Here is a 24,144-nt window from a genome sequence, read left to right as displayed (position 1 = left end):
GAGGCGTTCGCCAAGGTCGCGCGGATATAAGGTTGGGAGGGCGAGCCTGTCAAGCATCGATGCGCGAGGGGCGCCGGCATATTGTCGCCGGCAAAAGCTTTGCCGGGCTGGCATCTCCGGTAAGCCACCGGGGTTGAGTTCGACGGGGCACGCCGCTATGTCTCGGCCAAGAAATTAGAGTTTGAAGCTGATGAAGCCGCGCATTGCAGTCCTCGGTTGCGGATACTGGGGCAGCAACCACATCCGCACCCTCAAGGCGCTCGGCGCGCTGCATGCGGTTTCCGATGCCAATCGGGCGCGGGCCGAAGGCTTTGCCAGCGAGCAGGACTGCCTGGCGATCGAGCCCGACCAGCTGTTCGTGCGTGACGATATCGACGCCATCGTCATGGCGCTGCCGCCGCAATTCCATGCCGATCTTGCCGTGCGCGCCGCTGAGGCCGGCAAGGACGTGCTGGTGGAAAAGCCGATTGCGTTGACCGTGCCCGACGCCGAGCGCGCCGTGCAGGCGGCCAAGGACAATGGCCGCGTGTTCATGGTCGGCCATGTCTTGCGCTTCCATCCCGCCTTCGAGACGCTGAAGGCGCTGATCGACAATGGCGAGCTCGGCGAGGTCCGCTACATCCACTCGCACCGGCTCGGCCTCGGCAAATTCCACACCGAGAACGACGCACTGTGGGATCTGGCGCCGCACGATTTGTCGATGATCCTGGCCATCACCGGCACCGAGCCGATCGAGGTCAGGGGCGAGGGGGCGGCACTCCTCGACAATCTCAGCGATTTCGCGCATCTGCACATGCGTTTTCCCAACGGGCTGCGCAGCCATCTCTTCACCTCGCGGCTCAATCCCTACCGCGAGCGGCGGCTTACCGTGGTCGGCACCAAGGCAATGGCGGTGTTCGACGATGTCGAGCCCTGGGAGCGCAAGCTGGCCGTCTACCGCCACGCGGTGTGGCAGGACAGCGGCCAGTGGGCCTTCACCACCAACGAGCCGTCCTATGTCGCGGTCGGCCAGGGGATGCCGCTGACGCGCGAGCTCGAGCACTTTATCCAGTGTATCGAGACGCGGGCCGAGCCGCGCACCAGCGGCGAGGAAGCCATCAGGGTGCTGCGCATCCTGACGGCGGGTACAGTCACGCACACAAAGTCCTGAGACCGTTTCGAAACTCTGCTTTTAAGGCAGATCGAAACTAAAACTGTCTCCGAGAGGGTAGTGTTTACTCTGCGGGAATCTGCGCCGGCCTAGCTGCGAGCCGGCTGAGCATGGCTTCGGCCCCGGCGCCGCGCTCGGAGCGCTCGATGAAGCCGCCGCCGAAGACGCGGGCTTCGTTGCCGTCGTCGGAATAGAGCACGCAGGCCTGTCCGGGCGCGATGCCGGACTCGCCGTCGACCAGTTCGACAAAGGTGCTGCCAGCGCGGTGATGCAGCACGGCCGGGCGCGGCGGCCGCGTCGAGCGGACCTTGGCGAACAGCTCCATGCCGGCGGCCGGAATGTCGGACAGCGCGCGATCGCCCAGCCAGTTCATGTTGCGCAGATAGATCTTGTGGGTCTCCAGCGCCTCGCGCGGGCCGACGATGACACGGGCCCGGTCGGCGTCGAGATGGACGACGTAAAGCGGCTCGCCCGAGGCGATGCCGATGCCGCGGCGCTGGCCGATCGTATAGCGCAGGATGCCGTCATGGCGACCGAGCACGCGGCCGTCGATATGGACGATGTCGCCTGGGTTGGCGGCAGCTGGCTTCAGCTTGGCGATGATGTCGGAATATTTGCCCTGCGGCACGAAGCAGATGTCCTGACTGTCCTGCTTGGCGGCAACGGTCAGCCCCATTTCTTCGGCGATGGCCCGCACCGCAGGCTTGGACAGCCCACCCAGCGGAAAGCGCAGATAGTCGATCTGCGCCTGCGTGGTGGCAAACAGGAAATAGCTCTGGTCGCGGTCGGCATCGACGGGCCGGAATAGCGCGCGGTGGGCGCCATTGGCCCCGGAGCGGATATAGTGGCCGGTGGCGAGCGCATCGGCGCCAAGGTCCTTGGCGGTGGCCAAAAGGTCGGCGAACTTCACCGTCTGATTGCAAGAGACGCACGGAATGGGCGTTTCGCCGGCGACATAGCTCTCGGCGAACGGGTCGATGACCGCCTTGCGGAAGCGCTCCTCATAGTCGAGCACGTAATGCGGAATGCCCAGTGTCTCGGAAACGCGGCGGGCATCGTCAATGTCTTGGCCGGCGCAGCACGACCCGGCCCGGTGCGTTGCGGCGCCATGGTCGTAGAGCTGCAGCGTGACGCCGACGACATCATAGCCTTCGCGCTTCAAAAGGCCGGCAACGACAGACGAATCCACACCGCCCGACATGGCGACGACGATGCGGGTGTTTTGCGGGCTGGCGGGAAGGTCGAGGCTGTTCATGGTTCTTTCGTTCTGCGCGGCGCTTCAATGGCAGTGGCGCGAATATAGGTCAACCACACCGGTGGCGCCAGCTTTGCGGCGGTGCCGATTTTGCGGGAGAATCGCGCGTCTGCCCGCAGTTGCCTCAAATGCCGATAAAAAGACTAACGCGGCGTTCATGATCCTTACCTACTCATTAGGGTTCGCTTAGGCAATTTTTAAAGCTGTGGCGGTAATGTGGTGGGGATTGGGTCTTTGAGTTTTTAGTAGAGAGTACGATGACCGATCTTGTTAGACCGCGAGTCAAATATGTTATCGGGCCTGACGGCAGCCCTCTTACGATTGCCGATCTTCCGCCGACGAATACACGTCGCTGGGTTATCCGGCGCAAGGCGGAAGTGGTTGCTGCGGTGCGCGGCGGGCTTTTGAGCCTCGACGAGGCATGCCAGCGCTACAAGCTGACCACCGAGGAATTCCTGTCCTGGCAAGCGTCGATCGACGAATACGGCCTTGCCGGGCTGCGCACGACGCGCATCCAGCAATACCGGCACTAGAGCCAGGACCACAACAGAAAAGGGCGCGGTAACCGCGCCCTTTTGCCTGTCGGTAATGCCTGCTTCAGACCGTCAGCACCACCTTGCCGATCGGCCTAGTGGCGAGAAAAGCGTGCGCGGCGCCCGCCTGTTCGAGCGGAAACGCCTTTGCCACATGGACCGCAAGCTTTCCCGCATCGACCAGTTTGCCAAGTTCGACGAGGCCTTCACGGTCGGGCACGACGGACATGCGCTCGACGCGGATCCCACGCGCAGCAGCCTTGGCTCGGGTGGTGTCGTGGACATTGAGCAGCGACACCAGGTCGCCACCGTCCTTCAGGACTGTCAGCGATTGGTCGGCATGGTCGCCGCCCATCGGCTCCAGCACCAGGTCGACGTCGCTGACCTCGGCGGTGAAATCTCGCTTGGTGTAGTCGACCACTTCATCGGCGCCGAGCGAGCGGACGAAATCGAGTTTCTTCGGGCTGGCGGTGGCGATGACACAAGCGCCGTGCGCCTTGGCGATCTGCACCGCCAGATGCCCGACGCCGCCGGCCGCGGCATGGATCAACACGCGCTGGCCGCGCTTCAGGCCGCCATGGCGGACAAGGCCTTGCCAGGCGGTCAGGCCGGCCAGCGGCAGCGCGCTGGCATGATTGTGGTCGATGCCTTGGGGCTTCGGTGCGATTTCATCGGCCGGCGCCACAGCGAGTTCCGCATAGGCCGCGGCCTGCTTGAAAAAATGCGGCATGCCGAACACGGCGTCACCGACCTTGAGGCCGCCATCGACGCCTGGGCCCACCGCCTCGACCGTGCCTGAAATATCCCAGCCCAAACTGAAGGGCGGTTCGCCCAGCAAAGGATAGTAACCGGCGCGCACCGAGCCATCGACCGGATTGATGCCGGCGGCATGCACGCGCACGAGCACTTCGCCTGACTTGGGCGAGGGCGCGGGGCGATCGGCGATGACGAGGACGTCGGGCCCGCCGACGGAATTCTGGATAACGGCACGCATGGGAGGCTCCTGCTGGGGTTTTCTGACCACTATCATTTCGATAGTAACATTCCCTTGTCCAGTATGTACCTTTTCCATATATAGGCACCTCATGGATAGTGATAATGATTGCGGCTCCGGCTATGACGCCTTCCAGCGGACGTGTCCTTCGCACGCCGTGCTCGAGATGCTGGCCAGCAAATGGATCTATCTGACGGTTTGTGCGCTGCGCCGTGGCCGGATGCGCAATGGGGAACTGGCGCGCAAGCTCGAAGGCATCACGCCCAAAATGCTGACGCAGACGCTGCGCGTCCTCGAGCGCGACGGTCTGGTGCGGCGCGAAATCTTTCCGGTGATCCCGCCGCGGGTCGAATATGAATTGACCGAACTTGGCCAGAACCTGGCGGGGCTGCTCACCCAGATACGCTCCTGGTCGGAAGAGCATGTGCCTGACATCAAGCAAGCGCGGGCGAGGGCGGCGGCGAACCAGGACGGGGATTTGACACGGGCCTGAAGCTGCGGCCGCCTTGCGGCCAAGTCAGCAGCGCTGGAGCCTTTTGGTCCGGAGCAAGAAGATCGGCGTCAGGCGGCGCCGGTCGGCTCAAACTCTGCCGTCAGCCGATCATGGCGCTGCGACCGCCGAGTTCCGCGTCGCGGATCTTGGTGTCGCGCGATTCCAGCATCTCGGCCTTGGAAAGCTCCGCTTCAGCTTCGCCGAGTAATGATTCGGCAGCGCTTCGCTGCTGGGCGAGGTCGCTTTGAGAGTTTCTGAGGTTATCACGGCGCAGACGCGCCGCCTTGGCGAAGGTCGGATAGGCAAAATGATTGATGTCCGTGATGCCGGCCTTCTTCTCCTCGGCGGTGATCTGAAGCTCCAGTTCAACGGCCATGCGCTCGAACTCGGCGATCATCATGTCGAGCTGCAGCAGCTGCCGCCGCTTCTCATTCACCTGAAATTGCTTCAGCCGAACGAGGTTTTCACGTGACTTCATGATTCGGTACTCCCGGAAACGCACACCTGCACATATCGTCCAATCCGCCCGCCAGGGCCTGACGCCGCCCGTATCCACCGGCATTCCCCGAACTATGGGAAACAAATCCCTAAAGTTTTTTGCCGGCGGTAACCATTCGTTTACGCGCATTGTTAATCATAAGGGCGAGGACTTAAGGCCGGGTAAAAATTCCGGCTCCCGATACGGAAGCCGGCCAGCGAGTCCCTTGAGTCACTTAGTCCGACTTATTAATGTGTTGCATTAGCGATTTGGTTCTGTGATTCATCATTAGATTCAAGAGGGTGTAGAAAGGGGTTAAAAAATCTGGTACCGTCCTTGGTGCGGAATTAGGTTTTGTTAACCATTCGATGGCAGCCTCTGTTCAGGCAATCACTGCTCCGGTCCCGGATGGGTCGTGACATGGTCCGGCGGCAGAAAAGGGGAATGAAATGCGCGTTCTGCTGATAGAAGACGACAGTGCAACCGCTCAGAGCATCGAGCTGATGCTCAAATCTGAAAGTTTTAATGTTTACACGACCGACCTCGGCGAAGAAGGTGTCGATCTCGGTAAACTTTATGATTACGATATCATTCTTCTCGACCTCAACCTTCCCGATATGTCCGGCTACGAAGTCTTGCGGACACTTCGCCTGTCCAAGGTGAAGACGCCGATCCTGATCCTGTCCGGCATGGCCGGTATAGAGGACAAGGTGCGCGGCCTGGGCTTCGGCGCCGACGACTATATGACCAAGCCGTTCCACAAGGACGAACTGGTCGCCCGCATTCATGCCATCGTGCGCCGTTCCAAGGGCCATGCCCAGTCGGTCATCACCACCGGCGACCTGGTGGTCAATCTCGACGCCAAGACCGTCGAAGTCTGCGGCCAGCGCGTGCATCTGACCGGCAAGGAATACCAGATGCTGGAGTTGCTCTCGCTGCGCAAGGGCACCACGCTGACCAAGGAAATGTTCCTCAACCACCTTTATGGCGGCATGGACGAACCGGAACTGAAGATCATCGACGTTTTCATTTGCAAGCTGCGCAAGAAGCTCGACGCAGCATCCGGTGGCCAGAACTACATCGAGACGGTCTGGGGTCGCGGCTATGTGCTGCGCGAGCCGGAAGACATCCGCGTCAGCGCCTGAGCGAACATCATCCAATTGAATGAATGCAAATAACCCGGCTCAGGCCGGGTTTTTTGCTGTCCTTTTGTGGCCGAAAACGAGCCGAATCAGGCGGCAACCTTCAAGGTACGAAAACGTTCGAGCAGTTGCGGCCGGTTGAACGGCTTCAACAGATAACCCTGGGCGCCGGCGCGCTTTGCCTTCATGATCGAGGCAACATCGACCTCGACCAGCGAGATCAGAATCTGCGGTTTGATCGTGCTCTCCATGGCGCGAACCTGGCGAATGACGTCGACCGCTTGCATGTCCGGCAGGGCGCCGTCGACGACAATCACATCAGGCATCTCGGCAGCGCACATCTCAACAGCATCAAGTCCAGTTGCCGCTTCGATCACCACCATGTCGGAGCCGCCAAGAATCCGTTTTGCAACCTTTCTGATGACGCTCGAATCGTCGACAAACATGCAGCGCTTCATTTCCGGGTCCTCTTTGCCATGGGGCGAACCGGCGGCATCCGGGTATCGGGATGCACACTAGGCCGATCTGGTAAAGAAGCAGAAAAGCCGTTAGGTAAAGTTTTTACAAACATGTCGTCTGCAGCCCCATTCGGCAGGGGCATTGCCGGCAATGAAACTTTCCTGTTCTGAATTGCCGCAAATATCAGCGGGAAAAGATACTTGATTGTTCTTGATGCTCGGACGTCCTGCCGAACGGCTTCGCTCAAGCCGCGGACAGCACGATCTCTTCGGCGGTCGCATGAATCGAGATCGTCATGTTGGCCTCACGCGCCAGCAGCAGCGTGTAGTAGGGCTGGACGGTATGGGCGTCGATAGGCTCCTCGGGCTTGTTGCCGGAATGGAGCTCGAGGAATTTCGGCGGCACGCGCAGCATCGGGCCGCTTGCGGCAAGCGCAAAGCGCGGCTCGGTGTCGAGGTTTTCCAGCGTGACCACCAATCTGCCACCGCGCGGGATGGCGGCATTGGCGACGAGCAGCAAATTGAGCAGCAGCTTGACCTTGTTCTTGGGCAGCAGGGCGCGAACCCCGTTCCAGATCAATTCCGGCTTCTCGTTCTTCAGGAAGGCGATGGCGACGGACTCGGCATCGCCGGTGTCGATCATCATGCCCGCCGAACCGGCGGCACCGAAGGCGATGCGGGCGAATTGCAGGCGGGCCGAAGCGTTTCTGGCGCTCTGCCGGATCAGTTTCATGGCGTCTTCGTCGGCGCCGCCCTCGTCCAGGAGTTCAAGGCCGTTGTTGATGGCGCCGACCGGCGAAATGATGTCGTGGCAGACTCGGCTGCACAACAAGGCTGCGAGATCGGGTGCGGAGAGAGAGAAAAGCTCAGCCATCGGCGAAAAATCCCTGCTAAAATTCACATCCTGGTGGCCGCGCGGCCGACAGCCACGCTCACCACCCGAATCACGCTCTCTCCCCCAGGCATTCTGAATACACAGCGCCCGAGCGTGCAGCAACAATCCACAATTCTTGTGAGAAAAACGGCATCTTTGCACAGGATGGGAGTCCGTGCAGACAGTCAGAAACAGCCTTCGAACCGCCATGTTCATGTGGGAGGTTAATGGTTGAAAAAGGATTACGGCATAGTTTGCCCGTAACAGTCATCCTTAACGGTCGCCTAAAGAGCCGGACGGGGTGCGAGGCGTCGGCGAAAGTGCTCCCTGACGGAGATTGGAAGCATGGTTTCCCGATTCTACGACCGGACGTTTGTCCGCGTCTTCTTCATGGCGATTGCCCTGATGGGCGCTCTCGCATTCTCAACCTCTGCGTCGCGGGCACAGGAATACACCGCTCAGGAGATCGTCGATTCCGGTCACAAGTTCTTCGGCGCGACGTCGGGCGGTCTTGCAACCGTCGTCGAGAAGATTTTTGCCTCCTACGGCCTGCCCAATGGCTATCTGCTCGGCGAAGAGGGATCCGGCGCGCTGATCGGGGGCCTGACCTATGGCGAAGGTACGCTCTACACCAAGAATGCCGGCGACCATAAGGTGTTCTGGCAAGGGCCTTCGCTCGGTTGGGATTTCGGCGGCGAGGGATCGCGGGTGATGATGCTCGTCTATAACCTCGACGACGTCAGCAATCTCTACAATCGGTTCGGCGGCGTTGCCGGTTCGGCCTATGTCGTGGCCGGCGTCGGCTTCAACGTGCTGCAGAACAACAGGGTGCTGCTGGTGCCGATCCGCACCGGCGTCGGCGCGCGGCTTGGCGTCAATCTCGGCTATCTGAAGCTGACGCAGAGGCCGACCTGGAATCCCTTCTGAGCGATTCCGACCACACTTCGACCCGATCAACAGATTCTGCCCGCTGCAGCTGCGGCAAACCCTTGCCGCAGCGCTGGATTTGCGTCATGCGAACATGGCAAAGTCCAGACTTGGCGGTTGCCGGATAGCGGCCCGCCCGTAACGGGTAGTCACCTTGGTTCAGTCGATCCTGTTCTTCGCCCTCGGCTTCCTGTGCGCAGGCTTTCTGGCGCTGCTGGTCGCGCCGGCCATCTGGCGGCGGGCGGTTGTGCTGACACGCAAGCGTGTCGAGGCGTCGGTGCCGCGAACGCTGGCCGAGATCCAGGCCGACAAGGACAGCTTGCGGGCCGAGTTCGCCATGACGACGCGCCGGCTCGAAATCAGCATCAAGACGCTGCGTGAGCAGGCGAATGAGCAACTCGTCGAAATCAATCGCGGCCGCGAGGCGCTGAAGGGCCTGGCGGTCGAGCGCAAGGACAAGAAGCAGGCGCTTTCGGAGCTCGGGGAAAAAAACGAATTGCTGCTGCATCGCGAGCAGCAGATACAACAGCTGTCGGACAGGCTTGCACAAACAGAGCGCATGATGGAAAAGCGCGCGCTCGAGCTGGAAAAGCTCGAGCATATGTACGACGACGCGTCCTTCTCCTCCAGCAATCGTCAGATCGAACTGGTGGCTCGCGAATCCGAGCTGGAAAAACTTGCCAACGACATTTCAGTGTTGCGCGGCCAGCGCAAGGAGGCCGACAGGCGCCATCAGGAAGTCGTCGCCGAGGCCAAGGCCACGCGCGATGCCTTGAAGGCCGAAAAGAAAAGAACCGCCGACCTCGACAGAAAGCTCGAGCGTCTGCTCGCCACGCTTGCCGATCGCGAGGACAAGCTCGATCGCCGCGAAAAGGAACTGGCCCGGCTTCGCGAACGGGTGAAGGGCGAGGCTGCGGGAGGCGCCGCGGCTGCTGGCCTAGTTGGTGCGCAAGACAGTGCCCGCGCCAGGAACGAGGACATCGACAAGACGCTCGCCAAGCTCGAAGGCGACCGAGAGCGGCTCGAAGCCAGGCTGACGACGCTGGCCCGCGAAAACAAGCGGATGAAGGCGGAGCTTGGCGGTTCTGGATCCGCGAAGCCCGGGAATGGCCCCGGCAATGGCAATGATACCGGTTCTGCCTTGCGCGAACAGATGAACAATCTGGCGGCTGAGGTCGTCCATTTGACGGCCAAGCTCGAAGGACCTGATTCACCGATCGCCAAGGCGCTGGCGGCGCCGCAGGAAACGCGGTCGGGAACCACCAGCCTCGCCGATCGCGTGCGGGCGTTGCAGAAGGCAGATTTGCCGAGCTGAGTTTCAAGCCCCGGCTTGGAATTGCCTGACTACGCCTATCAGAGCGAAAAATGGTGCAGCGCAATGGCTGACGCGGCAGCAACATTCAGGCTGTCGAACCCTTCCGACATCGCGATCCGCACCGTCCGCAGGCGGGCAAGCAGGCTCTCCGGGAGGCCCTCGCCTTCGGTGCCGAGATAGAGCGCCAGTCGTTTCGGTCGCGCGGCATCACGAATGTCAGCCTCACCACGCGGCGACAAAGCGACCTGGCCGAAGCCCAACTCGCCGAGCTTCGCGATGAAAGCTTCAGTGTTGCCGAAGGACGCAAAGGGCACCTTCAACGCGGCGCCGACGGAGACGCGGATCGCCTTGCGATACAGTGGGTCGCAACAGGTGGCGTCGACGAAGACGGCATCGGCGCCGAAGGCGGCGGCATTGCGGAAGATCGATCCGATATTGTCATGGTTGGCGATGCCGATGAGAACGACGATCAACGCTTCGGCAGGCAAGGTGTCGAGCAAGGCCTCGGCGGGCTGTGGCGTGCCCTTGCTGCCGATCGCCAATATACCGCGATGCATGTGGAAGCCGGCGATCCTGTCCATGACGGCGCTTGCCGCAACGTAGACCGGCAGGTCGGCAGGGGCCTTGCGCAGGATGTCGTCGAGCCCGGCCAGCCGGTTTTCGAGGACCAGGACCGACTCCGCAGCAAAGCGTCCGGCTGACAGCAGGACGTCCAGCACCACCTTGCCTTCGGCAACGAACCGGCCATGACGGCCGGTGAGATCGCGCTCGCGGATGTCGAGATAGGCGGCGACCCGCGGATCGCGCGCGTCGTCGATCTGGATCGGATCCATCAATACCTCGGCCGGCGAAAAATCGTCAGCGAGGTAAGGAGCGATCGGAGCCGCCAGTCAAGCCCTGCAGGTCAAGTCCCGGCGCGGCGCAGACGCGTTGCCATCTGGGACAAGTCGCCTATCCCGAAAATGCCGTCCAGCATGCGCAACAGTTCGCGCACGGCTTCGGACTTGCAGGAATAGTAGATCATCTGCCGGTCGCGGCGGGTCTCGACAAGATCGAGCGCCCTGAGCTTGGCCAGATGTTGCGACAAAGCGGACTGGCTGAGCATCACCTTTTCGGCGATGGCGCCGACCGACATTTCACCGTCGGCCAGATAGCTCATGATCAAGAGCCGCTTTTCGTTGCCCATAAGGGTCAGAAATGTCGCCGCCGATTCGGCATTGGCGATTAGTTTGGTCGAGACCATCGATGCCCCATGTTTTCCTGCTCATCCAAACGCTATGGGGGCAAATAGCGTTGGCTGCTATAATTCAGCTATGGATCACGCTGCTGATTCAGCGTCGTCTGAATCGTAGATCATTTCGCCCAAATCTCAAGACGTGCTTTTGATTCATGACGATTATCCTTGCGTAGCTGGCGCACGACCGGCTTTGGCCATGTCGACCAGAACCGGCCGCAGGTCGCGCGCGGTCTTCAACGGCTGCGGAAAATAGACCCTGCAAACGGTGTCGCCCGATGCCAGGTCCATGCCATCGGCATCGAAGCCGGTCATGGTCCAAGCATCACCTTCAACCCTGGCGAAATGATGGGCATAGACGGCGATGGCGTCGAGATGGTCGGCATTCATGTGGTCGAGAGCGGACTGTTCGCTGGCGGCCAGCTCGTCGACGATCGGCCCCTCGGTGATGAGATCGGCACGGTCGAGCAGGTAGGCCTTGCCGAAGCCGCCATTCAGGCTGGCGCGCTCCGGCTCGAGGCGAAAGATCGAGAAATCGCCGAGCTCGGCATAGAGCTTTGCCTTGGGATTGCGGTTGAGATAGCGCCGCTCGGCCCGGGCATGCGCGCTCGACCCGCGTTCCAGCGGCTGCGCCCGGCAGACCAGCGTTATCCTGGGATGCGCCAGCGGATCGCCCTTGCCGGGTTCGCCGACAAGCAGCGAGCAGCGCGGCTCGGCAAGCATGGCGCCGGTATGGGCTGACAGCGCCGAGACAAGGATCAGCGGCGTGCCATCGATGTCGGTGGCGACTCCGACCCTGGAGGCCAGCGGTGCGCCGGCCGACGGCTCGATCACCGCGAGGGCGCCGAAACGGGCGCTGCGGATCAGCGTTGCGGCCAGCCTGATCGCCTCGGCGTCCGTCGCGCGAATGACGTCCTTCTTCGGCTGGTCCAAAATGCTCACCAGGTAAGTTGATTTTCTAAATCCAGTTATTGGCCAATCATGCCGGCTTTGACAAGCGTTTTGATCTCGGCTGTCGAAAAGCCGAAGCGCGCCAGCACAGTCTGGGGCAGCTGATCGTCATCTTCAGACATGCCGGCAAGCGCCGGCTGCGAGGCCGAGAAGCGTGGCGCGGGCGCGGGGCGCTCGAGCGCACCGGCCTTCACAAATGCGTGACGCGCCCGGTTGTGCGGATGATCCCTGGCTTCGGCCAGCGACAGAACCGGCGCCACGCAGGCATCGCTTGCGGCAAACAGCGCGTCCCAGTCGTCGCGTGTCTTCTGCCGGAACCGGTCGGCAATGGCCGCGCGCATGTCCGGCCACAACGCCTTGTCGTATTGGCCGCGGACAAAATCCTCGCCGAGCGGCAGCAGCCTTGCGAATGCGGCGAAGAAGCGCGGCTCAAGGCAGCCGACCGCAACGTGGCGTGCGTCCGCCGTCTCATAGGTGTCGTAGAAGGGCGCACCGGAATCGAGCAGGTTGGCGCCGCGCCGGTCGCTCCACAGACCTGCCGACATGAAGGCGTGTATGGGGGCCGCCAGCATCGAAGCGCCCTCGACCATCGCCGCGTCGATCACCTGGCCTTTGCCGGAGCGCGAGCGCTCGAACAGCGCTGCAAGCACCCCGGCGATCAGCATCATGGCGCCGCCGCCATTGTCGGCGATCAGATTCAGCGGCGGCACCGGCCGACCTTCCTCCCGGCCGATGGCATGCAACACACCCGAATAGGCGAGGTAGGTGATGTCGTGGCCGGCACGACCTGCGAGCGGCCCGTCCTGGCCGAAGCCGGTCATGCGGCCGTAAATCAGCGCCGGATTGCGCGCCAATGCAGCATCCGGGCCGAGACCAAGCCGCTCCATCACACCGGGGCGAAAGCCTTCGACAAACAGATCGGCCTTTTCGGCAAGGCGCAGCAGCAGTTCCGTTCCTTTGGCCTGCTTGAGGTCGACGCGCAGGATGGAGCGGCCGTGACGGTCGAGATTGTACGCATCGGAGAGGGGCAGCAGGGGTTGGTCCGAACCGGTGCGCTCGATGCGCAGCACCTCGGCGCCCATCTCCGACAGCATCAGCCCGGCCAGAGGCACCGGGCCGAGCCCAGCCATCTCGATGACTTTCAGGCCGGCCAGCGGACCGGTCTTCACTGCGCCGGCCGCCATGGCCGTCTATTTCGGCGCCATGCGGATTGCCCCATCGAGGCGGATGGTTTCGCCGTTCAGCATCTGGTTTTCGACGATATGCAGGGCGAGCGCGGCATATTCGGACGGCTCGCCGAGGCGGGACGGGAAGGGCACGGCCGCGCCGAGCGAATCCTGCACCTCCTGCGGCATGCCGGCCATCATTGGCGTCTTGAAGATGCCGGGCGCGATGGTGCAGACGCGAATGCCGGAGCGCGCCAGGTCGCGGGCAACCGGCAGCGTCATGCCGACGACGCCGCCCTTGGATGCGGCATAGGCGGCCTGGCCGATCTGGCCATCATAAGCGGCCACCGACGCGGTGTTGACGATGACGCCGCGCTCGCCGCCCTGCAGCGGTTCGAGTTTGGCGGCACGGTCGGCGACGAGGCGGATCATGTTGAAGGTGCCGATCAAATTGATCTCGATCACCTTGCGGTACTGGTCGAGCGGATGTGGACCATCCTTGCCGATCGTCTTCACGCCGATGGCAATGCCCGCGCAATTGACCAGGATGCGCGCTGGCCCAAGTCTCTTTTCCACCTCGGCGACCGCGGCCGCACCGCTGTCGGCGCTGCTCACATCGCACTGGATAGCGGCGCCGCCAATGTCGCCCGCCACCTTCGATGCCCGGTCGATGCCGATATCGAAAATGGCGACGCGCGCGCCCTTGTCGGCCAGCGCGCGGGCGGTTGCCTCGCCGAGGCCGGAGCCGCCGCCGGTTACGATCGCAATCTGGCCGTTCGGGTTCATGCTGCATGCTCCGTGCTGTTCCGGGTCATGCTACGGAGGTCGCCGCCATGGTGCAACCTGACCAATGGGGATCCATCGCGACCGGTGCCGCGACCGATCCTGGAGCTCAGGCCATCACTGGTGCCTGCTCCGCGATCCTGGCAAGGCTGGCATGGCCGACCTCGCCGGAGAGCCGCGCCACGGCACCGGGCACGATCTCGTGCGACAGCAGCCGGTCGAGGTCGACCGGGCGCGGCATGGAGATCTGGCCGCGGGGGATCTTTCTGAAGCCGAGCGGGCCGTAATAAGGCTCGTCGCCGACAAGGATCACCGCCGGCGCGCCGGCCTTGGCGGCCGCCTCCAGCGCGATCGCCACGAGCCGGCGGCCGATACCGAGATTCTTGAAGGCGGGCCGCACGGCGAGCGGCCCGAGCATCAGCGCGCGTCCGGCGCCGGCGGCGATGCGGGTCATGCGCACCGAAGCAACGACGATGTCGCCATTCATGGCGACAAAGGATAGCGAGCGCTCGTGGCCGCCGGTCTCGCGAATCTTGTAGGCGGCCAGCACGAAACGGCCGGGGCCAAAGGCTTCGTCGTTGATGGCTTCGATTTCGGGATCATGCGCCGGAGTTTCCGGCAGGTATTTCACGTCGGCAAGGCTCATGGTCTTCGCGGTCCGATAAAGAGGAAAGGTTGCTGCAAGCGGCAGCGTTCGCCAGTCAGCGCTTTCTAAGCGCGGGCGCCCTTTCGTCGTCGGTCAAACCGGATCAAGCCAAGATCGAACATGCGGAGTGTCCGCTAGCATCAATTTCCGGCGGCTGCAATCGGCTGTTTTCATCCGGCGTTTCATACGAGTGACGCTCTGTTCAGCAGATGACGGCTTCGGCATTGCCGCCTTGCGACTACATTGGCCAAGGCACGCAAGGAGTTTTCGTATGGGATTGCTGGTCGAAGGCATGGCAGGACCGTCCGGCCAATGTCGATAGCAGCGGCAGGTTCATCCGCGCCGAGACGCAGTGGCGTGACTGGATCACGCGCGACGGCGCGCCGGCGCAAGGTCGTACGCGCGGCTTCAAGGCCGAGCCCGGACGCTACCATCTTTATGTCTCGCTCGCCTGTCCGTGGGCGCACCGCACGCTGATCTTTCGCGCGCTGAAGAAGCTAGAAGACATCATCCCGGTTTCAGTCGTGCATCATTTCCTCGGTGCTGAGGGCTGGACGTTTTTGGCCGAGGATGGCGCCACCGGCGACACGCTCTACGGCCTCGACTTCCTGCACCAAATCTACACCAAGGCCGATCCAGCCTATTCGGGCCGGGTTTCGGTGCCGGTGCTGTGGGACAAGAAGGAAGAGACCATCGTCTCCAACGAATCCGCCGAAATCATCCGCATGCTCAATTCGGCCTTCGACGAGTGGGGCGATGCCGCTCTCGATTTCTATCCGCCAGGCCTGCGCGGCGAGATCGACAAGGTCAATGCGCTGGTCTTTCCAGCCGTCAACAACGGCGTCTACCGCGCCGGCTTTGCCACCACGCAAGCGGCCTATGAAGAGGCGTTCGGCGAGCTGTTCGCGGCGCTCGACACGCTGGAGGGCCGACTGTCAAAACGGCGCTATGTCACTGGCGAGCGTGTCACCGAGGCCGATTGGCGGCTGTTCACCACGCTGGTGCGTTTCGACCCGGTCTATGTCGGCCATTTCAAATGCAATCTGCGCCGCATCGCCGACTATCCGAACCTTTCGAACTATCTGCGCGACCTCTACCAGGTGCCCGGTATCGCCGGCACGGTGAACCTGCACCACATCAAAATGCACTATTACGGCAGCCACGAGAGCATCAACCCGACGCGCATCGTGCCGGTCGGGCCTGGGCTCGACTATGGCGCGCCGCACGACCGGGCGCGGTTCAGGCAGGCGGCGTGAGCATCGGATTGACAGCCTACCAGTACGGCGATACCGGCTCGCCTTCAAAAACCTCGGCAAGCCGCCGCAGCGTCGCCGGCGTCGTGCCATGCGGCAAGCGGTCGAGCGGAAAGAAGCCTGCTTCGGCGATCTCGTGGTCCGGCAGTTTCGGCGCGGTCTGGTTGAAGGTTTCGATGAGATAGAGGCCGACATGGTCGCGGCGGCTGGAGCGGCGGTTGAAATGCATCGATTTCAGCACCGGCTGGGCTGTCAGCGCGATGTTGCCTTCCTCGGCCAGTTCGCGCACCAGCGCCTCACCGAGCGTCTCGCCGACTTCGACGCCCCCGCCCGGCAATTGCCAGCCGGGAACGTAGGTGTGGCGGATGAGGAAGACAGTGTTCGAGGCGCGATCGTGGATCAGGCCGCGCACGCCCAGCGTCATCGGCCGCCGCAGCAGGAAATAGAGATGGAACAGCCTTGCCCTGAGGCCTGCCCAGCCGGTCTGGCGAAACGCCTGCTCCGGGTCCGATATAGCCATGACTAGCGAAACCGTGGATGGGCAGGAAACAGTGAGTGGAAAGCGGGGAGCGCGTCGCCTATGAAGGAAGGATGTTCAGGCTCGCGCATATTTCCGATGTCCATCTGGGGCCGCTTCCCGGTGTAACCTATCGCGAACTCGCGTCCAAGCGCGTCGTCGGCTACGTCAACTGGCAGCGCAACCGCCGCCGCCATATGCACGATGCCGTCATCGACACCATCGTCGCCGACATGAAGGCGAGCACACCCGACCACCTCACCGTTACCGGCGATCTGGTCAATCTGGCGCTCGACGGCGAGATCGAGATGGCCAAGCACTGGCTTGAGACGCTGGGTTCGCCGGAGGATGTCTCGGTGGTGCCGGGCAACCACGACGCCTATGTGCCGGGCGCCTTCGACAAGGTCTGCCGCTCCTGGGCGGCGTNCTCGGTGGTGCCGGGCAACCACGACGCCTATGTGCCGGGCGCCTTCGACAAGGTCTGCCGCTCCTGGGCGGCGTGGATGAGCGGCGACGGCGTGACTGCGCCGATCGACCGCAACGCTTTTCCCTATCTGCGCGTACGCGGCAATGTCGCGCTGATCGGCGTTTCGACGGCGCGCGCTACGGCGCCGTTCATGGCCAATGGCTTCTTCCTCGAAGGTCAGGCGCAAAGGCTGGCGACAGTGCTCGACGCAACGAACAAACGCGGCCTGTTGCGGGTGATCATGATCCATCATCCGCCGGTGCGCGGCGCCGTCGCCCAGCAAAAGCGCCTGTTCGGCATCTCCCGCTTCCACAAGACCGTTCATAGGCATGGCGCCGAACTCGTGCTGCACGGCCATTCGCATCTGCCGTCGCTGTTCTTCATCGGCGGGCGCGGCGCCAGGATTCCGGTCGTCGGCGTCGCCGCCGCCGGGCAGTCGCCAGGCAGCAAGAACCCGGCGGCACAGTACAATCTGCTCGATATTGACGGGGAGAAGGGCAATTGGCTGATTCGCCTGACGCGGCGCGGCCTGACCGGGCCGGCCTTGCCGCCATCGGACCTGCAGGTCATTGAACTCGGCGCGCAGACACCGAGGCCTCCAGATCGTTGATCAGAAGCTGATCTTCATCGCCATCAGGCGATCCCAAAACAGCGCGGCCGCCACCGCCAGGCCAACAAGCGCGCCGGCGGCGACCAAGCCGAGACCGGAAAGGAACGTCGACCAGCCCCTGCGGGGCACGGCTGCTTGCAAGGGCGGCTCAGCTTCCGGCACGGCGGCGCGTTTCAGGTCGGCGACGGCCGGCTCGACACCGCCCTCCATCATGCGCTGGCGCTCGACGATACGCTCCGCCACATAGCGCGTGACCTGATCGGCGACCGGTTTCATATCGGTCGATTCGGCGAGCACGACGCGGCCGATGCGGGTATCCCTGAGAAAGCGGTAGGTGCGGCGGTCGCGCCCCATGGCGACATGGCTGACGGCGTCGATCCACAGGCGGGGCTGCAGGCCGGAGGAGATGACGAAGTCGAAATTGTCCATGTCGGCGGGCACGTCGGCAAAGACCGGGGCGAGCTCAGCGGCGAGCAGATCAAGCCGCATCCGGTGCGCCTCGCGCATGTCGACCACGACATCGTCGCGATCGGCGAAGGCATTTTTCACATCGCGAACGGCGTCGGACAGTTTGCGGGAGGTGTCGATGAGGGTGATGTTTTCGCCAGTGTCCTTCATCGGCGTCGCCTCGCTGATATGGTTAATTGCGAGTTAACACAGGCGGCGGCAAAATGCACTGGCGAGATGCGGGGCGCAAGTAAGTTAGCTCGCCGCGGCCTCGAATGTCGGACGCAGGCGCCTGCCGCGGCGTGCCATGTTTCGGCGCACGGCCTGGGCGACCACATCAGGCACTTCCTCGACCAGCATATGGCCGGCATCGAGCACGTGATGAATATGAAAATGCGCCGGCAGACAATCAGCCTGGGTAAAGGGCAGCACCGGATCGTCCGTTCCCCAAACCACCATCACCGGCATGTCGAGGGTGTCCAGCTGTTCGCGGGGTATGACCCCCTGCCGCTCGTTCCTGGTCATGACGGCCGATATCTCAATCAGCTTGCGCAACTGGCCGGGGCGACGGCGTAGGTCCGCCAGGACGCCAACGATGCGTTCGGGCGGCGGGCTTCGCGGTCCCGACATGGCGGCAAGGCAGGCGCGGATTTCCCGTCTGTCGGCGGCCGCGGCGTAGCGGCGCAACAGCGGTCCGTTGATCTCGGGGCCAACACCGCCCGGCGCCAGAAGCGTCAGCGAGCCTATCCTTTCAGGCTCGGCAAGCGCCATCAGGGAGGCGACCGCGCCGCCCATCGAATGACCGGCGACATGCACCCTTGCTATCCCGCGTGCGGCGATATCGGCGAGAACCGCTCGCGCCGCTGTTTTGGCCGGGCCGCTGCCAGGAAATTCGAGAGACAGTCCGTGTCCCGGAAGATCGTAGGCCAAGGTCCTGACATCGGGCCCTAGCGACGCGGTCACCTCGCGCCAGATATCATGGCAACCACCGAAGCCATGCAGCAGGACGACCGTCTTCGGCCCGGCGCCCCGCTCGGCAACATAGAGGGATGAGACCATGAAAATGTGCGATTATTGCAAGACTGGAGAGGAAATTCGAATCGAGGCTGGATTGCTCCCAGTCCAGACCGATGGCCAGTAAAGTTTTCGCGATCCGGAAAGACTAGCTCGCGTTGCCGAGGCCCGCGGCGCGCAGCGCCTCAACCAGCCGGTCGGTCAGATCGGCGGGATATTTGCGCTCGGCGAAGGCCGCGCGCGGATCGGCGGCGAATTTCGGGAATTTGGTGGTCAGCTCATCCAGAAGCTTGGCTGCCAGCTGTTCGCGGCCGGCAGCCTTGGCGCCGATCAGCCGCGCCGCCAGATAATGCGATTTCATCGCCGTCGTGCGCAGCGACTCGCTGGCTATCGCGGCCTTGTTCATGTCGCCCAGCATGAATTGCCCGGCGAAAAGCCCAAAATCCCACCATGTCGGATGGCCGCTGAACGTCTCGACGGCATGGGTCAGGATGGGTGTTCCCTCGGCATATTTGCCGGCAAAGATCAGGCCATAGCCGTAAGCGGCAGCCATGCCGAGGTCGTAGGGGTTGAGCTCATAGGCCTTGCGCATCCAGCGGATCGATTCCTCGGTGTTGCCGAGGCGCGAATTGAGGTAGCCATAGGCGCGGTGCGCATAGGGGCTGGTCGGTCCCATTTGGATGGCGCGATGGGCGAAAGACATTGCCTGTTCGACCGTCGCGCCAGGCGGATAGGCGTAATGATCGGTGGCGGCCTCAAGGGTCAGGGAGGCCAGTTCCGAATAGACCAACGACGATTTCGCACCCTGGCCGACGAGGTTGTCCAGGCAGCGATAGGCGGCCTCGTGCGTCCTGGTGCTCTGGTCGAGATAGTATCTGTCGTTGAGGATCAGGCAGCTCGTCAGCCCGGTCTGAATGCCGTTCTGTTCGATGTAGCTGTAGAGCGGGCCGGAGGCGGGAATGGTCGAGCTGAGGATGGCGGCGATACGATCCTCGACGGTGCCAGGTGCGCTGTCGGCGGCCGTCAGACTGCGGGACAAAAGCACGCGGCCGGTCGCCACGCTCTGCAGTTCGAGCGTCACGTCACCTGCCATTGGTCCCGGCAGGACATCGAAAACGAAGCTGGTCGGGTCGGTGCTCGGATCGCGCTTGCTGTCGGCGTCGCGGCCGATGAAGTCGATCGTGTCGAAACCGGCAAGGCCGGCGCGCAGCGAAGCGGCGACGCGGCCGGCCTCGGGGCCGGTGGCCTTCACCGCGATGTAGACGAGGGGCAGGGCCTCCATCGACGGCGATGCGATGCTGCTCGTTACGCCTGCGGTCTCGACCACCGCGGTAGGATCGCTGCTGGCAAGCAATGCGCCGCTGCCCTGGCGCAGGATGAGCACGCCCAGCATGAGAATGACCAGCGTCATGGCGACCCAGAAGAACTGGAGATGGCGCGCCAGCGAAGGCCCAGGTTCTGTAACCCCCGAAGCTGTCGCGGCAGCGGGAACGGCGTCAAGAGCCGCCTGGTCGGGCGATCCGGGCAAGGCGGCTACCGCCGCCGCAAGCGGCTCCTGCCCAACCGGCAGGCGTATGGCGTTGAGCTCATAGGACGGCACGTAGCCGCCGCGCGGAATGGCAATGCGAACCGGTTCGGCTATGCCTTCATTGGCGAAATAATGCTGGAGAAGTTCGCGCAGCCGGCCTGCCTGCACCCGGACAACGGCGTCGGTCGACGAATCGAAATCGCCGTCCTTGCCGAAGACGTCCATGGCGATGGAGAAACCCTTGAGCCTGTCGGCTTCGCCGGCCTGCTCGCGCTCAACAAGATAGCGCAGCAACTTGCGCGCGCGCTCGGAACGTCCGAACGTTTCGCTGGCGAGCAGTCGCTCCAGTGTCTCGCGCACTGCGGGGGCGGCAGGCGTGGCATGCTGCAAGTGTCGATCCTCTCGAAGTCGGCACAGGTTGAGGCGCAATCATATAGAGCCTGCACTTCCATACAAGCATGCTTATGTTATGCGATCGCGTAACACACCGGATAGTTGCCGGTGGTTGACACAAAAGACCGGAATTTCCCTCGGCAAATGGGGGATTTCCGGGCGCCGCGGACATTCGGCGCCCGGGAAAATATCAGCCGGCCTTGCGGCCGATTATCCGGTTGGCGGCCGAAACAACGGCTTCCAGCGAGGCGGCGACGATGTTGGTGTTGATGCCGGCACCGAACAGCTTGCCGCCGGGATATTCCATCTCGACATAGGAAATCGCCGAGGCGTTCGAGCCGCGCTGGAGCGAATGTTCGGAATAATCAAGCACCGACATGTCGACGCCAACATGACGCGACAGCGCATCGACGAAGCCGTCGATCGGGCCGGTGCCGGAGCCGGCGATGGTCGTCTCCTTGCCGTTGTCGAGGATCACCGCCTCGACCACGCGCCGGCCCTTTTTCTCGGTATCGGGATAGGTGTGATGGTCGAGGAACTTCAGTCGTGCGCCGGGCTGGTCGACATAGGTTTCGATAAAGCGGTCATGGATGCGTTTTGCCGGCACTTCCTTGCCTTCGGCGTCGGTGATCGCCTGGATCTCCTGGCTGAACTCGATCTGCAGGTTGCGCGGCAGATTGAGGCCGTAATCGGCCTGCAGTACATAGGCGATGCCGCCTTTGCCTGACTGTGAGTTGATGCGGATGATCGCCTCGTAGCTGCGCCCGACATCGGCCGGATCGATCGGCAGATAGGGCACTTCCCAGACCGGCGTGTTGGCCTTCTTCAAGGCCTTCATGCCCTTGTTGATGGCGTCCTGGTGCGAGCCGGAAAAGGCGGTGTAGACCAGTTCACCGACATAAGGATGGCGTTCGGATATCTTCAGCTGGTTGGAATATTCGTAGACGTCCTTCATCCGGTTGATGTCCGAGCAATCCAGGTGGGGATCGACGCCTTGCGTGTACATGTTGAGCGCCAGCGTCACGATGTCGACATTGCCGGTGCGCTCGCCATTGCCGAACAGCGTGCCTTCGACGCGGTCCGCACCCGCCATCAGGCCGAGCTCGGTGGTGGCGATGCCGGTGCCGCGGTCATTGTGGGGATGCAGCGAGATCAACAAGTTTTCACGGTTGTCGAGGTTACGGCACATCCACTCGATACGGTCGGCGTAGATGTTGGGCGTCGACATCTCGACCGTCGAGGGCAGGTTGATGATCAGCTTGTTGTCGGGCGTCGGCCTGACGATCTCGGTGACGGCGTTGCAGATCTCCAGCGCCACGTCGAGTTCGGTGCCGGTAAAGCTCTCCGGCGAATATTCGAAGCGATAACCGCCGCCGGCCTTGGCCGCCATGTCGGTGATCATCTTGGCCGCGTCGGTGGCGATGCGCTTGATACCGCCGACATCCTTCTCGAAGACGACGCGACGCTGCAACTCGCTGGTCGAATTGTAGAAATGCACGATCGGGTTGGTGGCGCCCTTCAGAGATTCGAAGGTGCGGGTGATGAGTTCGGGACGGCACTGCACCAGCACCTGTAGCGAAACATCAGCCGGCACATTGCCTTCCTCGATGCACCAGCGGGCGAAATCGAAATCGGTCTGCGAGGCCGAGGGGAAACCGATCTCGATCTCCTTGAAGCCCATGTCGAGCAACAGGGCGAACATGCGCGCCTTGCGCTCATGACCCATCGGATCGATCAGCGCCTGGTTGCCGTCGCGCAAATCGACCGAACACCAGATCGGTGCCTTGTCGATGACCTTGTTGGGCCAGGTGCGGTCGGTGAGACCGACCGTCGGGTAGGGCTGGTATTTTCGGGCCGCGCCCGGCATGTGGCCGGCCGCGCGTTTTACGCTTTCGGCTTCGCCGGCGCGGATGTCTTCTCGTGCGTTCATCGTCTTGTTCTCCCGGCGGCTCGCGGATCGGTCTTCGGACGGATTCCAGGGCGAGCAGCGCCTTATCAGATTTTCGTTCGCTTGATGTGAATTGCCAATTTCTGAACTGGCCAAGGAGCGTGCGCGTAAGCGGCGGTTCGACCGCCGGGCGCTCCTTCAGCGAACCCGGCGATCGCCGATAAGGCCGAGAAGAAGCAGGGTCGATGCCAGCGCGCGCACGGTCTCGCCGGCAAAGCCGGTCGGACGGGAAGCGACGGAGGAGACGCGCGTGTTCATGGCGGGGTTCATACAGGAGCCGCCATGGACAGGCAAGTGGGCTGCCATTCCACCACTCGCGAGCACTCTTCCCCATGCGCGGCAAATGCGCCAGACTTGCGTGTGGCCGAGGCCGCAATGCTTCGCCGTCGGAGGGATCATCCGTGAATTTTGTTTTCTTCTCGCCGCATTTTCCCGCCAACGGCGCCGATTTCTGCGACCGGCTGAAAAAGGCCGGCGCTACGGTGCTGGGCATTGGCGATGCGCCTTATGAGGCGCTGGACGGGAAGCTGAAGGTGGCCCTGTCGGAATATTACCGCATCGCCGACATGGAGGACTACGATCCGGTGTTCCGGGCCATGGGTCATTTCATCCACAAATGGGGCCGGATCGAGCGCTTCGAGTCACTCAACGAGCATTGGCTGGAGCTGGAAGCCAACATCCGCACCGACTTCAACATCTACGGCACCAAGCTCGATTTCGTGAAGAATTTGAAGCGCAAGAGCCGCATGCGTGCATTCTTCCGCAAGAGCGGCGTCGACACCATCGCCCAGCGCAAATGCTCCGACCGGGCCGGCGCCATGACCTTCATCCGCCGCGTCGGCTATCCCGTGGTGGTGAAGCCCGATTCCGGGTCCGGCGCCTCGAACACCTTCAAGATTTCCAACGCCAGGGAGCTTGACCAGTTCTTCAGAGACAAGCCCGAGGACGTGACCTTCGTCATGGAGCAATTCATCGAGGGGCTGGTGGTGACCTTCGATGGGCTGGTCAACCGTGACGGCGAGGTGGTGCTGGCGGCCAGCCACCGCTACGACCAGAGCATCATGGAAGTGGTCAACAAGGATCGCCACATGAGCTACACCTGCTTTCCCAAGGTCCGACCGGCGATCGAAGAGGCCGGCCGCAAAATCCTCAAGGCGTTCGACGTGCGCGAGCGCTTCTTCCACATCGAGCTGTTCGAAACCAAGGACGACCGCGTCATCGCGCTTGAGGTCAACATGCGGCCGCCCGGCGCCTGGATGACCGATGCGATCAACTACACGTTCGACATCGACGTCTACGCGGCCTGGGCGGACATGGTGGTGAAGGATGCCGCCGGTGGTCCTTATGAGGGCAAGTATTTCACCGCTTATGCCAGCCGCAAGCAGCACCTCCACTATTTGCACAGCCATGAGGACGTGATAGCCGCGCATCGCGACAAGATCGTCCATCATCAGCCAATTGAAGAGGTTTTCAGCCGCGCCATGGGAAATTACGCCTACCAGATGCGCTCGAAAGACGAAGCAGCACTGCGCGCGGCCGTCGCCTACATCCACGCGGAAAAGGCTTGAA

25 protein-coding genes are annotated in these 24,144 nt (G+C 62.6%); 9 read left to right on the top strand and 16 right to left on the bottom strand.

All coding sequences use genetic code 11. The features are described from left to right. The first annotated feature begins 190 nt into the window (after positions 1 to 190). On the top strand, positions 191 to 1,150 hold the full coding sequence (locus tag X728_RS153965) for a Gfo/Idh/MocA family oxidoreductase (protein WP_023683623.1): 960 nt from the start codon (positions 191 to 193) through the stop codon (positions 1,148 to 1,150). 64 nt (positions 1,151 to 1,214) lie between these two features. Here the strand turns inward: X728_RS153965 and mnmA are convergent, their stop codons facing one another. Further along, positions 1,215 to 2,405 carry a tRNA 2-thiouridine(34) synthase MnmA gene (gene mnmA / locus X728_RS153970; RefSeq protein ID WP_023831456.1) on the bottom strand — a complete coding sequence of 397 codons (1,191 nt, stop codon included), beginning with the start codon at positions 2,403 to 2,405 and terminating at the stop codon, positions 1,215 to 1,217. Positions 2,406 to 2,662: 257 nt separating this feature from the next. Between mnmA and X728_RS153975 the strand changes: the two genes are divergently transcribed. Further along, on the top strand, positions 2,663 to 2,938 hold the full coding sequence (locus X728_RS153975) for a DUF1153 domain-containing protein (protein WP_013529904.1): 276 nt from the start codon (positions 2,663 to 2,665) through the stop codon (positions 2,936 to 2,938). Between the two features lie 64 nt (positions 2,939 to 3,002). Here X728_RS153975 and X728_RS153980 read toward each other — a convergent pair whose 3' ends face one another. Further along, the gene (locus tag X728_RS153980) at positions 3,003 to 3,932 is read right to left on the bottom strand and encodes an NADP-dependent oxidoreductase (RefSeq protein ID WP_023831455.1); all 930 of its coding nucleotides are present in this window, start codon (positions 3,930 to 3,932) and stop codon (positions 3,003 to 3,005) included. A gap of 91 nt (positions 3,933 to 4,023) precedes the next feature. Here X728_RS153980 and X728_RS153985 point away from each other — a divergent pair, with 91 nt between their 5' ends. Then, the gene (locus X728_RS153985) at positions 4,024 to 4,425 is read left to right on the top strand and encodes a helix-turn-helix domain-containing protein (protein ID WP_023705955.1); all 402 of its coding nucleotides are present in this window, start codon (positions 4,024 to 4,026) and stop codon (positions 4,423 to 4,425) included. Positions 4,426 to 4,525: 100 nt separating this feature from the next. Here the strand turns inward: X728_RS153985 and X728_RS153990 are convergent, their stop codons facing one another. Beyond that, on the bottom strand, positions 4,526 to 4,903 hold the full coding sequence (locus X728_RS153990; protein ID WP_023669945.1) for a flagellar export protein FliJ: 378 nt from the start codon (positions 4,901 to 4,903) through the stop codon (positions 4,526 to 4,528). Positions 4,904 to 5,352: 449 nt separating this feature from the next. Here X728_RS153990 and ctrA point away from each other — a divergent pair, with 449 nt between their 5' ends. Continuing rightward, positions 5,353 to 6,048, top strand: coding sequence for a cell cycle two-component system response regulator CtrA (ctrA, locus tag X728_RS153995; protein WP_023831454.1), 696 nt, complete (start codon positions 5,353 to 5,355; stop codon positions 6,046 to 6,048). Positions 6,049 to 6,134: 86 nt separating this feature from the next. Here ctrA and X728_RS154000 read toward each other — a convergent pair whose 3' ends face one another. Continuing rightward, positions 6,135 to 6,503, bottom strand: a complete 369-nt coding sequence (locus tag X728_RS154000) for a response regulator (RefSeq protein WP_023669946.1) — start codon at positions 6,501 to 6,503, stop codon at positions 6,135 to 6,137. A 244-nt stretch (positions 6,504 to 6,747) separates the two neighbouring features. Further along, positions 6,748 to 7,377, bottom strand: a complete 630-nt coding sequence (locus X728_RS154005; RefSeq protein WP_023669947.1) for a histidine phosphotransferase family protein — start codon at positions 7,375 to 7,377, stop codon at positions 6,748 to 6,750. Positions 7,378 to 7,767: 390 nt separating this feature from the next. Here X728_RS154005 and X728_RS154010 point away from each other — a divergent pair, with 390 nt between their 5' ends. Both X728_RS154010 and X728_RS154015 read left to right on the top strand, forming a co-directional pair. Further along, the gene (locus tag X728_RS154010; RefSeq protein ID WP_245259859.1) at positions 7,768 to 8,304 is read left to right on the top strand and encodes an EipA family protein; all 537 of its coding nucleotides are present in this window, start codon (positions 7,768 to 7,770) and stop codon (positions 8,302 to 8,304) included. A 154-nt stretch (positions 8,305 to 8,458) separates the two neighbouring features. After that, positions 8,459 to 9,619 (top strand): hypothetical protein, encoded by a 1,161-nt coding sequence (locus X728_RS154015; RefSeq protein WP_023817382.1) that lies wholly within the window; start codon positions 8,459 to 8,461, stop codon positions 9,617 to 9,619. Between the two features lie 38 nt (positions 9,620 to 9,657). Here the strand turns inward: X728_RS154015 and X728_RS154020 are convergent, their stop codons facing one another. The 6 genes from X728_RS154020 to X728_RS154045 form a co-directional block, all read right to left on the bottom strand. Next, on the bottom strand, positions 9,658 to 10,452 hold the full coding sequence (locus X728_RS154020) for an RNA methyltransferase (protein ID WP_023831453.1): 795 nt from the start codon (positions 10,450 to 10,452) through the stop codon (positions 9,658 to 9,660). 71 nt (positions 10,453 to 10,523) lie between these two features. Next, positions 10,524 to 10,862, bottom strand: coding sequence for a metalloregulator ArsR/SmtB family transcription factor (locus X728_RS154025; protein WP_023669951.1), 339 nt, complete (start codon positions 10,860 to 10,862; stop codon positions 10,524 to 10,526). Between the two features lie 153 nt (positions 10,863 to 11,015). Continuing rightward, positions 11,016 to 11,786: a HugZ family protein gene (locus X728_RS154030; protein WP_023817384.1), complete on the bottom strand. Its 771-nt coding sequence runs from the start codon at positions 11,784 to 11,786 to the stop codon at positions 11,016 to 11,018. 35 nt (positions 11,787 to 11,821) lie between these two features. Beyond that, positions 11,822 to 12,988, bottom strand: a complete 1,167-nt coding sequence (locus X728_RS154035) for a CaiB/BaiF CoA-transferase family protein (protein ID WP_023831452.1) — start codon at positions 12,986 to 12,988, stop codon at positions 11,822 to 11,824. A 6-nt stretch (positions 12,989 to 12,994) separates the two neighbouring features. Beyond that, entirely contained in the window at positions 12,995 to 13,756 is a 762-nt protein-coding gene (locus tag X728_RS154040; RefSeq protein WP_023683632.1) for a 3-hydroxyacyl-CoA dehydrogenase, read from the bottom strand. Between the two features lie 106 nt (positions 13,757 to 13,862). Continuing rightward, entirely contained in the window at positions 13,863 to 14,399 is a 537-nt protein-coding gene (locus X728_RS154045) for an N-acetyltransferase (protein WP_023683633.1), read from the bottom strand. 209 nt (positions 14,400 to 14,608) lie between these two features. Between X728_RS154045 and X728_RS154050 the strand changes: the two genes are divergently transcribed. Then, positions 14,609 to 15,655, top strand: a complete 1,047-nt coding sequence (locus X728_RS154050; protein ID WP_023831451.1) for a glutathione S-transferase family protein — start codon at positions 14,609 to 14,611, stop codon at positions 15,653 to 15,655. Between the two features lie 16 nt (positions 15,656 to 15,671). Here X728_RS154050 and X728_RS154055 read toward each other — a convergent pair whose 3' ends face one another. Further along, positions 15,672 to 16,172 carry an NUDIX domain-containing protein gene (locus X728_RS154055; protein WP_031195394.1) on the bottom strand — a complete coding sequence of 167 codons (501 nt, stop codon included), beginning with the start codon at positions 16,170 to 16,172 and terminating at the stop codon, positions 15,672 to 15,674. A 71-nt stretch (positions 16,173 to 16,243) separates the two neighbouring features. Here X728_RS154055 and X728_RS154060 point away from each other — a divergent pair, with 71 nt between their 5' ends. Then, positions 16,244 to 17,245, top strand: a complete 1,002-nt coding sequence (locus tag X728_RS154060) for a metallophosphoesterase (protein ID WP_023713962.1) — start codon at positions 16,244 to 16,246, stop codon at positions 17,243 to 17,245. Here the strand turns inward: X728_RS154060 and X728_RS154065 are convergent, their stop codons facing one another. From X728_RS154065 to leuA, 4 genes are all read right to left on the bottom strand, one after another. Continuing rightward, positions 17,246 to 17,863: a hypothetical protein gene (locus tag X728_RS154065; protein WP_023831450.1), complete on the bottom strand. Its 618-nt coding sequence runs from the start codon at positions 17,861 to 17,863 to the stop codon at positions 17,246 to 17,248. Positions 17,864 to 17,947: 84 nt separating this feature from the next. Continuing rightward, a complete protein-coding gene (locus X728_RS154070) occupies positions 17,948 to 18,751 on the bottom strand; it encodes an alpha/beta fold hydrolase (RefSeq protein WP_023686188.1) in 804 nt (267 codons plus the stop codon). 103 nt (positions 18,752 to 18,854) lie between these two features. Next, complete coding sequence (locus tag X728_RS154075) at positions 18,855 to 20,624, bottom strand: tetratricopeptide repeat protein (protein ID WP_023831449.1); 1,770 nt, start codon at positions 20,622 to 20,624, stop codon at positions 18,855 to 18,857. Positions 20,625 to 20,817: 193 nt separating this feature from the next. Beyond that, on the bottom strand, positions 20,818 to 22,494 hold the full coding sequence (leuA, locus tag X728_RS154080; RefSeq protein ID WP_023744262.1) for a 2-isopropylmalate synthase: 1,677 nt from the start codon (positions 22,492 to 22,494) through the stop codon (positions 20,818 to 20,820). 482 nt (positions 22,495 to 22,976) lie between these two features. On the opposite strand from leuA, the gene X728_RS154085 reads away from it, so the two are divergent. Next, a complete protein-coding gene (locus tag X728_RS154085; protein WP_023821621.1) occupies positions 22,977 to 24,143 on the top strand; it encodes an ATP-grasp domain-containing protein in 1,167 nt (388 codons plus the stop codon). The last annotated feature ends 1 nt before the right edge of the window (position 24,144 follow it).

This window comes from Mesorhizobium sp. L103C119B0 (genome assembly GCF_000502235.1).
Lineage (GTDB): Bacteria > Pseudomonadota > Alphaproteobacteria > Rhizobiales > Rhizobiaceae > Mesorhizobium.
The sequence above is the reverse complement of the archived record's forward strand: the minus strand, read 5'-3'. Positions and strand labels throughout refer to the sequence as shown.